General features: G+C 61.4%; 10 protein-coding genes. 6 read left to right on the top strand and 4 right to left on the bottom strand.

Features of this window, described 5'->3' with window-relative positions:
• Nucleotides 1-51: 51 nt before the first annotated feature.
• The 4 genes from ACILSO_RS12955 (at nt 52) to ACILSO_RS12940 (ending at nt 5192) form a co-directional block, all read left to right on the top strand.
• Nucleotides 52-1188, top strand: a complete 1137-nt coding sequence (locus ACILSO_RS12955) for a transposase (RefSeq protein ID WP_395737838.1) — start codon at nt 52-54, stop codon at nt 1186-1188.
• Nucleotides 1189-1305: 117 nt separating this feature from the next.
• A complete protein-coding gene (locus tag ACILSO_RS12950) occupies nt 1306-2790 on the top strand; it encodes a sulfatase (RefSeq protein ID WP_395737837.1) in 1485 nt (494 codons plus the stop codon).
• 3 nt (nt 2791-2793) lie between these two features.
• A complete protein-coding gene (locus ACILSO_RS12945; protein ID WP_395737836.1) occupies nt 2794-3948 on the top strand; it encodes a sensor histidine kinase in 1155 nt (384 codons plus the stop codon).
• The gene (locus ACILSO_RS12940) at nt 3945-5192 is read left to right on the top strand and encodes a sigma-54-dependent transcriptional regulator (protein WP_395737835.1); all 1248 of its coding nucleotides are present in this window, start codon (nt 3945-3947) and stop codon (nt 5190-5192) included. Before ACILSO_RS12945 ends, ACILSO_RS12940 begins: the two co-directional genes overlap by 4 nt.
• Before the next feature lie 66 nt (nt 5193-5258).
• Here the strand turns inward: ACILSO_RS12940 and ggt are convergent, their stop codons facing one another.
• Entirely contained in the window at nt 5259-6920 is a 1662-nt protein-coding gene (gene ggt, locus ACILSO_RS12935) for a gamma-glutamyltransferase (RefSeq protein ID WP_395737834.1), read from the bottom strand.
• 356 nt (nt 6921-7276) lie between these two features.
• Nucleotides 7277-7516 carry a hypothetical protein gene (locus ACILSO_RS12930; protein ID WP_395737833.1) on the bottom strand — a complete coding sequence of 80 codons (240 nt, stop codon included), beginning with the start codon at nt 7514-7516 and terminating at the stop codon, nt 7277-7279.
• Between the two features lie 214 nt (nt 7517-7730).
• On the opposite strand from ACILSO_RS12930, the gene ACILSO_RS12925 reads away from it, so the two are divergent.
• Both ACILSO_RS12925 and lpxD read left to right on the top strand, forming a co-directional pair.
• The gene (locus ACILSO_RS12925) at nt 7731-9053 is read left to right on the top strand and encodes a homoserine dehydrogenase (RefSeq protein ID WP_395737832.1); all 1323 of its coding nucleotides are present in this window, start codon (nt 7731-7733) and stop codon (nt 9051-9053) included.
• A gap of 68 nt (nt 9054-9121) precedes the next feature.
• Entirely contained in the window at nt 9122-10156 is a 1035-nt protein-coding gene (gene lpxD / locus ACILSO_RS12920; protein WP_395737831.1) for a UDP-3-O-(3-hydroxymyristoyl)glucosamine N-acyltransferase, read from the top strand.
• A 485-nt stretch (nt 10157-10641) separates the two neighbouring features.
• Here lpxD and ACILSO_RS12915 read toward each other — a convergent pair whose 3' ends face one another.
• Nucleotides 10642-11388 (bottom strand): CAAX prenyl protease-related protein, encoded by a 747-nt coding sequence (locus ACILSO_RS12915; protein ID WP_395737830.1) that lies wholly within the window; start codon nt 11386-11388, stop codon nt 10642-10644.
• 567 nt (nt 11389-11955) lie between these two features.
• Nucleotides 11956-13245: an NAD(P)/FAD-dependent oxidoreductase gene (locus tag ACILSO_RS12910; RefSeq protein ID WP_395737829.1), complete on the bottom strand. Its 1290-nt coding sequence runs from the start codon at nt 13243-13245 to the stop codon at nt 11956-11958.
• Between the last annotated feature and the right edge of the window lie 2 nt (nt 13246-13247).

The following is a 13247-nucleotide window of genomic DNA, read 5'->3' as shown; positions in this document are numbered from 1 at the left end:
GCCAGGCATTTTATTGTTGCATTTGTTCTTTCTACTCCCATTTTCCCACCCGTGAAAACCGCCCAACCCCCTGATTCCCAAGCTCTCCCGCTCGAAGAACAGCTCATCGGCGTCAACGCAAAAACCGGCCTCTACCCAGGCGCGCGGTCCTGGTCAGGAGGCCGGCGCCGCATCCTGGGAAGGGGCCCTCTGGAGTCCTATTGCTATCACGTCATGTCGAGCACGAACGGCGGAGAAGTGTTCTTTGACGATGTCGAGAAAGAGGCACTGCGCCGCATCATCTGGCGCATGGCCGAATTCTCCGGCATCAAAGTGGTCACCTATTGCCTCATGAGCAATCACTTCCACCTGCTCGCGGAAGTGCCGCATCGCGCAACATGGCTGCAACGCTTCGAAGGTCCCGGTGGCGAAGAAAGACTCTTCGACCACCTCAGTACCCTCTACAGCCGCGCCTACCTCGGCCTCCTGCGCGATGAACTGGCCGATCTCCGCTCGCGTGGTCTCACCGCCCTCGTCGAGCAGCGCATCGCAGCGCTCAAAAAGCGCTTCTGCGATCTCTCCCTCTTCGTCAAAGAAATCAAAGAACGCTTCAGCCGTTGGTTCAACAAACGCCGCAGCCGCCGCGGCACCTTGTGGATGGATCGTTTCAAGAGCGTGCTCGTCGAGGGGAAAGGCGAACCCCTCCGCACCATGGCCGCATACATCGATCTCAATCCGGTCCGCGCAGGACTCGTCAAGGATTCAAAAGACTACCGCTGGTGCGGCTATGCCGAAGCCCTCAGCGGCAGCCGTCGCGTTCAGCGCGGCCTCTGCAAAGCCCTCAGCAAACCGGTGGACGGCTGGAAAAGCGCCGGTGCTGCAGAAGCCTACCGCTGCCTCCTTCACGATGAAGGTCGCGAGATCAAAGACGCGCAAAACGAAAAAGTCGTGCGCCGCGGTGTCACTCCAGAGTCAGCACGCGCAGTGCTCGCCCAAAAAGGAAAGCTCAGCATCGCGGAACTGCTGCGGCTGCGCGTGCGTTACTTCAGCGACGGCGTGGTCCTCGGCAGCAAGGAGTTTGTCGAAGGCATCTTCGAGGCACAGCGCGAGCGCTTCAGCCCAAAACGAAAACGCGGAGCAAGACGCATCCTCGAATCCGACACACCTTTCTACACCTTGCGTCAGCTGCGTCGCATCCCTCTCGGCTGAGGCATGATCATCTTCTTTCTCGATTCAAACGATCCGACACGCCCCGGGCAAAAACGTGCACCCCATGCACAAAAGCCGGCGCTATATTGAGCGCCCCGCTTTCGTTAAAACCCGACCATGAAGTTGCTCCGTCTCTGTTCCGCTTTCCTGCTTTCTGCCGCCATCATTCACGTTCACGCCGCCGACTCCCGTCCCAACGTTCTTTTCATCGCCATCGATGACCAGAACGACTGGATCGGTTGCATGGGCGGCCACCCGCAGGTGCAGACACCTGCGATCGACGCCCTCGCCAAACGCGGCACCCTCTTCGCCAGCGCCCACTGCCAGGCCCCTCTCTGCAATCCCTCGCGAAGCTCCCTCCTCACCGGCCTCCGCCCCTCCAGCACCGGCATCTACGGCCTCGCCCCGGGCATTCGCGAAGTCACGCAGACCAAAAACCACGTTACCCTCCCGCAGACCTTCACCCAGGCCGGCTACTTCACCTTCAACAGCGGCAAGATCTACCACGACGGCTCCATGCGCGGTGGCGATCAAAAAGCCGAGTTCAATGAATGGGGCAATCGCGGCCCCATGCCGAAACCCAAAACCCCCATCGCCCATTTTGACGATCCCAATCGACACCCCGCCATGGACTGGGGTGTCTTCCCCGAGAAAGACGAAGACAACGCCGACTGGAAAATCGCCGATTCCGCCATCGATGCCATGAAGCGCGCTCCTGCTGACAAGCCCTTCTTCATCGCCGCCGGTTTCCGCCTCCCCCACGTCCCATGCTTCGCTTCGCAGAAGTGGTTCGATCTCTACCCCGATTCCACATTGCAGATGCCGCCGGTCAAAGAAGACGATCGCGCCGATCTCCCCAAGTTCGCCGACTTCCTTCACTGGAAGCTCCCCGAGCCTCGCCTTTCCACCCTGCGCAAAGCCAACGAGTGGCGCCCCCTCGTCCGCGCCTACCTCGCCTGCGTCAGCTTCATGGACAGCCAGGTCGGCCGTTTGATGCAGCAGCTCGAAGCCACCGGTCGCTTGGACAATACCATCGTCGTCCTCTGGGGCGATCACGGCTGGCATCTCGGCGAAAAACTCATGACGGGCAAAAACACATTGTGGGAGCGCAGCACACGCGTCCCCCTCATCTTCGCCGGCCCCGGCATCAAGCCCGGCCAGGTCTGCACCAGCCCTGTCGAACTCCTCGACATCTTCCCCTCGCTCCTCGCTCTCGCCAAACTGCCCGCGCGCTCCGACCTCGAAGGCCATAGCCTCATGCCCCAGTTCCAGAATGCCGCCGCACCCCGCGAGTGGCCCGCCATCACCACCCACAATCAGGGCAATCACACCATCCGCACCAAAGACTGGCGCTACATCCGCTACGCCGACGGCAGCGAAGAACTCTACGATCTCAAAAACGATCCCAACGAGTGGACCAACCTCGCCAAAAAATCTGAGCATACCGCCAAAAAAGCCGAGCTCGCCAAATGGCTCCCCAAGATCGACAAAGCACCCGTCCCCGGCAGCAAGAGCCGCATCCTCACCTACGACCCCACCACCGGCGAAGCCGTCTGGGAAGACAAGCCCATTGATAAAACCGCTCCGCTGCCGGAACCGTAGGCAGTGTCCGCCTCCCCCCAAAAGCTCCGACTCACCCTCGGCCTCGGCTTCCTCGCTTTCATCATCGCGGGCTCTCTCCTCCTGCTCGCATGGCTGCGCCAGCGCGAGCTTGAGGAGTCAAACCGCCTCTTCATGGCACTGGCAAAAGCAAACGCCGAATCCGTCCGGCACATGAACCTGCCCCGCAGCGAGAAGCTGGCCCGAAGCCTGAAGGAACTCCTCGGCGTCAGCATCACGTTCCTTGATCGTGAAACCATGATGCCAGAGGTGGAATCAATGATTCAGTCCGACATCAAACGCGGCAGCGTGGTGAACCTCAGTGATCATCAGCAGTCCGTGATTGTCGAACTCGATCGGCACCACTACATGCGCTTTTTCAGGGACACGCCCGCATCGTCCCTCTCGCTCCGCGACCCCGCTACTCGGAACGCCTTCATCACCTTCTGGCTCATCTCAGCCTTCGTCGGCTGGCTCCTCGTCCGCGAGCGCCTCAAGCGCGCCCAGTCCGAGCGTCTCGCCATGCTCGGCCGCGTCGCCACCAGCCTCGCGCATGACATCAAAAATCCCCTCGCCTCCATCCAGCTTCACGCCCAGTTGATGACACCTCAAAACGAGGAAGACCGCCAGGCCGTCCAGCTCATCGAAAACGAATCCGCCGTCATTGCCGGTCTCGTCAATCAGTGGCTCCACCTCGCCAACCCACTCCCTCCCAAACTCGTAAAGCTCGATCTCGCCGCTTGCGTTCGCGATGTCGCAAAAAACCTCGAACCCCAGGCCCGCCACGCCAGCGTCGAGCTCATCATCACGCTGCGCTCTCCCATCTGGATCATGGGCGATGCCCAGCGCATCGCCCAGGCCCTGCGCAATATTCTCGTCAATGCCATCCAGGCCATGCCTCGCGGCGGCACATTATCGGTCAGCAGCCAGTCCCTCGAGAATTTCTGCGAACTCCGCTTCACCGACTCCGGCACCGGCTTCTCCGAGTCATCACTCGCTCACGGCACCGAGCTTTTCTTCACCGAAAAAGAAGGCGGCATGGGCGTCGGCTTAAACATCGTCTCCAGCATCGTCACCGCTCACGGTGGCAGCATCAATCTGCAAAATGACCCCAAGGGCGGAGCCGTCGTCATCGTCTCTCTTCCTCTTCTCACCGCATGAATTCCGCCATCCTCATCATCGAAGACGAATACGCTCTCGCCGCCGCCCTTTCCACGCTCGTTCGTCGTCTCGATGCCACCCCCGTCGTCGCTGCCTCGGGGCAGGGGGGCATCGACAAACTCTCCTCCCAGACCTACGCCCTCATCATCCTCGATGTCGGCCTCCCGGACATCAGTGGCCTCAAAGTCCTCGAAAAAATCCAGTCTCTGCCCAATCCTCCGCCCGTGATGATTATCACCGCGCACGGCACCCTGGACACCGCCCTCGAGGCACGCCGCCTCGGCGCACGCGAGTACTTCCTCAAGCCCCTCAATCTCGCCGACATGCAGCGCGCCGTGCGCGAAATCCTCACCCCCGTGAAAGTCGAGCAGCGCACCGAGACCACCATGATCGGCAGCAGCGAGCCCATGCAGCGCGCCTTCGCCGTCATCGCCCAGGCCAGTGGCAATGACGCACCCGTCTTTCTCCAGGGCCCTCCCGGCAGCGGCAAAAGCCTCGCCGCCCAGGTCATTCACCGCCACTCCTCCCGCTCCACTCAGCCCCTCATCGTGTTTCGTGCCGATGAATGGCCGGAAGACCGCGCCGAAGCCGCGCTCGACGAAGCCATCGCCAGAGCAGGGCAGGGGGTCCTGTTTCTCGATGAAATCAGCACTTGGTCCAAGCCCCTGCAGGCCGCCCTTATGCATCGTCTGAATACCGGCACCATGCAGGCCCGACTCTTCACCGCATCCAGCCACGAGGCCGCACCTCATCTGCGCGAAGACCTCTTCTATGCCCTCGCCGTTTTGCAGGTCACTCAGCCACCGCTGCGGGATCGCACCGTGGACATCCCCGCCCTCGCCGCCTCTTTTTTGGGCGAGCGCGTCCTCTCCGCCGAGGCCCTCGCCGCTCTCAAATCCCACGCCTGGTCCGGCAACGTTCGCGAATTAAAAACCGCCATGGCCCACGCTTCCGCCGTCTGCAGCGGCAGCACCATTCTCCCGCACCATCTCCCCCAGAGCATCGTCCAGCCCGACGAATCCAATCATCTCGAAACCACCCTCAAGCGCAGCATCGCCGCCTGGCTCGATCAAAAGACCACCGGCTCCGACGAAAAAATGCCCGCCTACGACGACCTCCTCGAGACCGTCGAATCCATCATGCTCGAATCCCTCCTCCAGCGCTTCGAAGGCAAGCCCACGCGCCTCGCCTCCGCCATGAAAATGAACCGCGCCACCCTCCGCCGCAAACTCCGCGAAGAGTAACCCCGTTGGGACCGCGGCACTCCGATGCCGCTATGGAAAGCTCCCCCACCAGAACACCACGCCCCATCACTTCCCATCTGCCTTCCCCGGCACCCGCGGATCATTCGCCGGATAAAACAGCTTCTTCTCCCCATCAAAATAGATGGCCTGGCACGCCCCAAATCCCTCGGACTCTGCCAGCTTGTGCCCCAGCGCCTTCACTTCGCCCAGCGTTCCCTCGCCAAATTTCTTTTCGATTTTCAGCTCATCAGGATTCCACTGGTGGTGAAATCTCGGCTCCGCCAGTGCCTCCCCCGGCAGCATCCCGTCATCAATCACATGCGTCAGCAGCAGCAGCGCCTGCGTGATGATCGTCGGCCCGCCCGCCGCTCCTGTCACGATCACCGGCTTGCCGTCCTTCAGCACGATCGTCGGGCTCATGCTTGAGAGCGGGCGTTTGCCCGGCGCCACCGCATTCGCCTCCGCCCCCACCAGCTTGAAGGCGTTTGGAATTCCCGGCTGCACCGCGAAGTCGTCCATCTCATCATTCATGAGCACACCAGTTCCTGGTATGACCACCTTGCTGCCAAACGCCGTGTTGATCGTCTGGTTCAGCGCCACCCAGTTCCCCTCCGCATCCGCCGTGCACAGAAAGGTCGTGTGCTTGCCAAAGACGTCCCCCTCCCAGTGCGGCGGCAGGTTGTGCCCCGTCACCGCCGTCGCGTGGTCCAGGTCGATCTTCTTCGCCAGCTCCGCCGCATACGCCGGATCCACCAGCCCCCGCGGCACCTTCGCAAAATCCGGATCCCCCAGCCAGTACGCCCGGTCCGCAAACGCCAGCTTCATCGCCTCCGTAATGACATGCACCCGGCTGCTCGCACGGAAATGCCGGATCGGAAAATGCTCCAGAATGTTCAAAATCTGCGCCACATGCACCCCGCCCGAGCTCGGCGGCGGCATCGTGATCAGGTCATACCCACGATACTTCGAGCGGATCGCCTCACGCTCCGGCGCCTTGTACGCCGCGAAATCCTCCGCCGTCATCAGTCCCCCGTTCTCCTTCATCCACGCCGCCGCCTTTTTTGCAAATTCTCCCTCATAAAACCAGCCGATACCATGTTGTGCCACAGCCCGGTAGGTCCCCGCCAGGTCGGCCTGCACCAGCATCGCGCCCCTCCCCAGCGGCTTGCCATCCTTCAGGAAAATCGCCGCGGATGATGGAAACTTCGCCAGCTTCGCTCCCGTCGCCGCGAGCTTCCGCGCATACACCGTATCAATTGGAAATCCCTTTTCCGCGATCTCCGCCGCCGGCAGCAGCACATCCGCCAGCTTCAGCTTCCCGTGCTTCTTCTGCGCCGCATCGCACGCCTTCAGGTATCCCGGCACTCCGGACGCCAGAGCCCCCGTCTTGCTCGCCTCATCATCCAGCTTGCCGTTGATTACATACATGTCTCGGCTCGCCTTCCCGGGCGCCATCTCACGTCCGTCGATGCAGGTCACCGTCCCGTCCGCCGCATGGATCACAAAAAAGCATCCCCCGCCGATCCCGGAGTTGTGCCCGTCCACCACCCCCAGCGTCAGCCCTGCCGCCACTGCCGCATCGATTGCATTGCCCCCCTTCTCAAAGGCATCCATCGCCGCCTGCGTCGCCAGCGGGTGCACGCTCGCCACCGCGTGCTTCGGGTACGCAGCATCCGCTGCGGAGAGAAAATGAGGAACCAGCAAGACAAGAGCAGCCAAGACTTTCATACCCCGATGCTAGCCGAGTCCCCACACCCCCGTCGAATCAAAACCACTCACCAAAATAGGCGGTCTCCGCGCGCCGAGCCTCGGTTCCAAACCGCTTTTACCAGCATGCGCGACTCAGCACATCCAGCACACAACATCCACTCATACACACAGGTGCCTTCCTCCCATCACAAGCCCGTGGGGCTGTCATTATCGTAGCAGTGGGTGAAACCCACGGTCCCTCATCAACCCACGACTCTCAAGTCTCTTGGCACCGCGTTCCTGTGACAAAAGCTTCCTCCGATGCCCAACCTCTCTCAAGCCCCGTAAGCCACGCTCTTTCAATTCGCACCACCTTCTGCCGTCGCTCCCCCACCTCACTCCTGTGCATTTCTCTTCCAGCTCAGCCACGCGCACCGGTAGGTAAATGCCATCGCCATGATGCCCACGAACAGTAGAAACTCACGCCCGGACTCCGGCACGGCCACCACGCTCCCCAGTCCCGCTTCACCCATCGTGAGGGCGGTCGCCGTATGCATGCTTGGCTCCGCAGCACCCACCGCGATCACCGCGGCGACACTGCACACCAACCAATAGCTAAAAGATCTCAGAAACATTTAATTCGCCAAATCTTTATCAGGGTCGGCGCGGTTAGGACAAGAATTTTTTTGTATCAAAAAAACTTCAAAGGGTTCATTTTCAGTTCTTGATGTAAATCGGCATAAGAATTTGCCTGAACTTTGCAATCTCAGCCCTTGTAGCCTTCTCACTTGCGGGATCCTTTCCCCTCCGCCATGACTACGGCCCCTCAATCCAGGCCACTTTCCCATCATGTCCATCGTCAGTTCTCCGCGTGTTATCAACATAGGCTTGGCAGGTTTAGGCAATGTCGGTGCCGGAGTGTTCAAGAATCTCGAAAAGAATCGCTCCCTCATCAGCCGCCGCATCGGTGCCGATCTTCAGGTCACTAAAATCGCCGTTCGCGATCTCTCCCGCCCGCGGGATGTCGCCGTTCCCGCCTCCCTCCTCACCACCGACTGGAAGGACCTTGTAAACGACCCCTCCATCCCCGTCATCGTTGAGCTCATCGGCGGCACCACCACCGCTTACGACATGGTTTCGGCCGCTCTCCGCGCCAAAAAAATTGTCGTCACCGGAAACAAGGCCCTCCTCGCCGAGCGCGGCAAAGAACTCTTCGCCCTGGCGGAGGAGTGCGGCGTCCCCATCTACTTTGAGGCCGCGGTCGCCGGCGGCATCCCCATCATTCAGGTCCTCCAGGAAGGCCTTGTGGGCAATCACATCCGCTCCATCCACGGCATCATCAATGGTACCTGCAACTACATCCTCACCCGCATGTCGCAGGCCGGCCTCAGCTATCAGGACGCCCTGCAGGAAGCCCAGGACAAAGGCTACGCCGAGGCCGATCCCACCCTCGACGTCAGCGGCTGGGATGCCGCTCACAAGGCCATCATCCTCGCCTCCCTCAGCTACGGTTTCTGGATCCCCCAGGACAAAGTGTACGTCGAAGGCGTGGACCGCGTCAGCATCACCGACTTCCGTTTCGCCGAGCGTCTCGGCTACACCATCAAGCTCCTCTCCGTCATCCGAGCCGATGAAAACGGCCTCGTCGAAGTCCGCACCCAGCCCACCCTCGTGCCCCTCTCGCACGTCCTCGCCAGCGTCAGTGGCGCCTTCAATGCCGTCCTGGTGAATGGGGACGTCGTCGGCGAAACCCTCTTCTACGGTCGCGGCGCAGGCCAGGACCCCACCAGCAGCAGCGTCATCAGCGATCTCTGCGAAGCCGCCGCCGTCCTCATGCATGGCGCCCGCCACAGCGGCTTCGTTCCCCACGGTCTCTACGGCAAATCCAAGCCCATCGACGACACCGTCTCCCACTACTACCTCCGCCTCACCGTCGATGACATCCCCGGCGTGCTCGCACAGGTCGCCACCGCCCTCGGAGAGCGTGGCATCGGCATCTCATCCATGATCCAGCCCGAAGATCTCGAAGACACCAGCGGAGAGACCTCCCTCGTCCTCATGATCCACGACGCCCGCCTTGGCGACATGAAGGCCGCCCTCGCCGCCATCTCCCAGCTCCAGTGCGTCCGCGGCCAGCCTAGCTGGATGCGCGTCGAGACCTTGCAGGGTTAGCAAATATTACCAAAACGAGACGCTGAATCGGGCGCGGAACACGATCTTTGTAAAGATTCCGCCCCCTAATGAAAATCTCCCTCTCCGATCTCGCACTCCTCGTCGGTGGCACGGTACTTTGTGGCGACCCCCTCGCACAGATCACCGGCTTTGCATCCTTGAAGGAGGCCCTCCCCGGAGACCTCAGCTTCTTCCACGACTCTCGCTACGGCGAGCGCCTGGCCCGCACCCGCGCCAGCGCGGTGCTCGTCCCTCTCGGCTGGACGGACCTTCCTCCAAACGCATCCTGCATCTCGGTTTCGGACCCCTCGCGCTCCTTTGAGCAGATCGTGGAGACCTACGGTTTTCAGCCCGCCCCTTTCACCCCAGGCGTGCATCCCTCCGCCGTCATTGCAGACGGCGTCAGCTATGATCCCCAGCGTGTTTCCATCGGCCCCAATGCCGTGATCGAGGCCGGTGTTGAGCTTGCCCCTGAAGTCGAGATCGGCCCCGGCTGTTTCGTCGGGCGCAATGCCGTCATCGGCGCAGGTTCCAGCCTCCGCGCCAATGCCACCGTGCACGCCGAGTGCATTCTCGGAGAGCGCGTCACTTTGCATTCCAGCGTCGTCATTGGCGCCGACGGCTTCGGCTATGAATTCAGCCAGGGCCGCCATCGAAAAGTCCGCCAGGCCGGCATCGTTCAGATCGACAACGACGTCGAAATCGGCGCTGGCAGCACCATCGATCGCGCCCGCTTCGGCCGCACCTGGATCGGTGAAGGCACCAAGATCGACAACCTCGTCCAAATTGGCCACAATGTCGTCGTCGGCAGGCACTGCATCATCGTTGCCTGTGCCGCCATTGCCGGCAGCGTCGTCATAGGTGACTACGTCGTCATCGCTGCCCAGGTCGGCATTGCCGGCCACGTCCATGTCGGTTCCCAGAGCACCCTCGCCGCCCGCTGCGGCGTCACCCGCGATCTCCCCGCCGGCGGCAAATACCTCGGCTTCCCCGCCATCCCCGCCGGCGAAGAAAAACGCCGTCTCGCCAGCATCAATCGCCTCCCCCAGCTCCTCGCCCGCATCAAAGAACTCGAGTCCCGCCTCCCCACCGGCGACAAATAGAGAGAGCAGTCTTCAAAGAAGGCCCCCTTCGCCCCCCGCACTCACTCCGCCTTTCGCCCGCATAGCCTACCACATCCTGGTAGACTTCTTTGCCTCTCCAGCATGGCAAATAAGTTCCTATCGCCGCAACGCCTCTGAGAGACGGTTTTGGGTTCGCAGCCTCCGGAATCCGAAAGCTCTATTCGTGAAAGGGCATTCGAAGACTCCCTCACGCGCGTTCGCGGATGTAGCGCGGTATTCCGATACCGCGACGCGTGCCACTCGGAATATAATTCCGCTCTACATCCCCACCCGCCCACCACGCCGCATCCCCCATAGCTGGTAGAGAACCGCTGCGCCGGGTCCCAAATTTTGGGTCTATCTCATCTCAGACGCCCAAAAACGTTCGCCGTCCTTGTGTCTTGGAAAAACCGAACCCGCAAACCGACCACATCACACAACTCGTGCACAACCCGCTCTCCAGCAATCCATCCCTTCCCACCCCCTCACCAAAACCCCCACTGCTGCGTCTTCATCACATACAAGCCCAGCGCCAGATTCCCCACCGCGTGCATGAACACACACGCCCCCAGGCTCTTCGTCCTCACCGCCACAAAATACACCAGCGCCCCCCACACAAACGCCCCCGCGTAGTCCTCCGGGTTGTGAATGAACATCACCGCCGCCGTCACGATCCAAAACACCTTCCACGTGTGCGTCCCAAACGGCACCCGCTCAAACTGCCCGTCCTCCGTCAGCAGAAAGCGCATCAAAAACCCGCGCCAGAACAGTTCCTCCACAAACGGCACCACCAGCACCATCCGCGCAAATCGCATCCCCACATCCAGGCTGAACCACAGCGCTGAATCCTTCGCGATCATCGGGTCAAACCCATCCGTGCGTTCCGCCAGCCCCAGCCACTTCCACCACGCCGCCGGTTCATGGCCCTGCTGCACGAGAAACTCCCTCAGCAGCGCCGGCGCCACCCACACCGCGATCCCCGCCACCCCCAGTACAAAGGCCAGCCCCAGTCCACGCCAAGGCCTCAGCGTGTAGTGCTTTCGGAACCACAGCAGCACCATTGCACACACCACCGTTTGCATCGGATACACCCAATGTTCCGGCGCCCTCACATACCACGGCAGCTCCGGATTCTTCACCCGAAACAATCCTGCCACCGCCCCCAGCACTTGGAACAGCAGCAGCGGCAGCAAATACGCCGCGGTGGAGGAAGCTCTCAGTCGTGCAAACATCAGTTCATCGAGGTTAATCCATTTCCACTCAAATTCACAGCCTCGTCCGAGACCCCACCAGCCCTGAAGGGGCTGCGTAATTCAGCCCAGGGGTGCCGAGCCTTGGCGAGGCTCTCCTGGGTCAAAACCAACAAGCAACGGAAAAGCAAACCCAGCACTCCGCCGCACCCATCGGGCACCAGCAGCGTCTGCCTGACGCGCCGCCACACCTCTTGCGCACCGCTCCCACACCGCGCTCCGCCTCCACCGCGCCACTTCGCCTCACCACTCACGCGAATCGCCCCCCGAACAGCAAACGCCGCTCTCCCTCTCCCCGCCCCCGATAACGCTAAAAACAACAATGCCTCCGGGGAGAGGGCCGGGGTGAGGGGCCACCATCCGCCCACGTCTTTCTCCCTGCGACGTGCAATACCATGATCCGTGGAAAACAGATCTGTATTCAAACAATGAAATTCATCACCGGCATACAATGTCCCCGGAGGCCCGAATCGAATCCTGTTTGGAAACTCTGTGTTCATCGTGCCTCTGTGGTTAAAAAATAAGCACCTTTCCTCCCCACCGCCCCCCTCACGGCAGCGCCAGATCCTTCGCCCGCTCCCCATTCAGCAGCCACCTCGAGCACCCTTTCAGATACATCCGGTTCCAGAACGACAGCGTCCCCGCACCCGTCGCCATCAGCGCGATCACCCGGTTAGAGATCCACTCCATCATGTTGCTGAACTTCCCCGGATAATCCTTGCTCAGCTGCGTCCCGCGTTCATAAAACGCCACAATCCGCCCGTCATAAAAATACTCGATCAGCTCGTGCCACGCCTCATGCCACGCGCGCTGCCGCTTCTCATACTGCGCCAGTTCCTTCGCCAGTTTCTCCGGCGCATCCAGCAGCTTCTCCCCATGCTTCGCAAACATCGCGCTGAGCGCCTCCGCCGAATCCAGCGCCAGAAACACCCCGGGTGAAAGCATCGGATCCACAAACCCAAACGCATCCCCCGCACTCACCCATCCCGGACCCTGCGCCCGGTCTGAAATGAGCTGATAATTCGTGTACGTAAACACATCCGTCACCCGCTTCCGATTCACCGCCAGCGGGGCCAGCACCGGATCCGTCGCCAGCACCTTGTCCAGCCGCTCCTCGCCGCTCGCGCCAAACTCCGGCAGCGCCTTCGGATTCATCACCATCCCAAAGCTCATCTTGTCCGGCAGCGGAATCCGCCAGCTCCAGCCCCACGGATGATACATGATCGCGATCTGCCCCGGCTCATACGGATGCTCAATGCCGTGGAAGTGCGCAAAGTGCGCCGTATCCCGTCGCGGCCCCGTCGCCGCTTTGATCCCCAGCAGCTTCGCAGACGTGCGCGAGCGCCCGCTACAGTCGATGATCAGGTCCGGCTTCGCGCCATCGCGATACCCCCCTGCCTCCAGCGCCGCAGCATCCAGTTCCAGCTCAGGCTTGCCACCCGGCTTCGCCACCAGCCCGGCACGGTGCTTCACAAACGTCACCCCCAGCTCCTTCGCGTAATCCTTCAGCACATCGTCAAAGCCCGGCCGCGGCACATTGTACGCATACGGCGGCAGCCGACCTTCCACGGACCTGAAATTGAAGTTCATCCGCGTGCCCAAGTGATGAATAAAACTCGCTCCCGGCTTGAACTGCGAGATCTTCGCCACCCGGTCCTCAATTCCCATGCGTTGCAGGATCGCCACGATCGCCGGGATCAGCGACTCTCCCACCAGCAGTGCCGGTCGCTTCTCATCATCATACACCATCGTATGAATGCCTTGTTTGGCTAACATGGCGGCAAGGGCGCTGCCGGCAGGGCCGGCTCCGAGAATGGCGATGCGTGGAAGTGAGCTCATGA

The organism is Prosthecobacter sp. (assembly GCF_044226605.1).
Lineage (GTDB): Bacteria > Verrucomicrobiota > Verrucomicrobiia > Verrucomicrobiales > Verrucomicrobiaceae > Prosthecobacter.
The sequence above is the reverse complement of the archived record's forward strand: the minus strand, read 5'-3'. Positions and strand labels throughout refer to the sequence as shown.

What these genes read in the sequence shown, in the direction of transcription:
- ggt (WP_395737834.1), bottom strand. Translation starts at nt 6,920, where the DNA reads ATGAAAGTCTTGGCTGCTCTTGTCTTGCTGGTTCCTCATTTTCTCTCC.
- ACILSO_RS12910 (WP_395737829.1), bottom strand. Translation starts at nt 13,245, where the DNA reads ATGAGCTCACTTCCACGCATCGCCATTCTCGGAGCCGGCCCTGCCGGC.
- ACILSO_RS12940 (WP_395737835.1), top strand. Translation starts at nt 3,945, where the DNA reads ATGAATTCCGCCATCCTCATCATCGAAGACGAATACGCTCTCGCCGCC.
- ACILSO_RS12925 (WP_395737832.1), top strand. Translation starts at nt 7,731, where the DNA reads ATGTCCATCGTCAGTTCTCCGCGTGTTATCAACATAGGCTTGGCAGGT.
- lpxD (WP_395737831.1), top strand. Translation starts at nt 9,122, where the DNA reads ATGAAAATCTCCCTCTCCGATCTCGCACTCCTCGTCGGTGGCACGGTA.
- ACILSO_RS12930 (WP_395737833.1), bottom strand. Translation starts at nt 7,516, where the DNA reads ATGTTTCTGAGATCTTTTAGCTATTGGTTGGTGTGCAGTGTCGCCGCG.
- ACILSO_RS12915 (WP_395737830.1), bottom strand. Translation starts at nt 11,388, where the DNA reads ATGTTTGCACGACTGAGAGCTTCCTCCACCGCGGCGTATTTGCTGCCG.
- ACILSO_RS12950 (WP_395737837.1), top strand. Translation starts at nt 1,306, where the DNA reads ATGAAGTTGCTCCGTCTCTGTTCCGCTTTCCTGCTTTCTGCCGCCATC.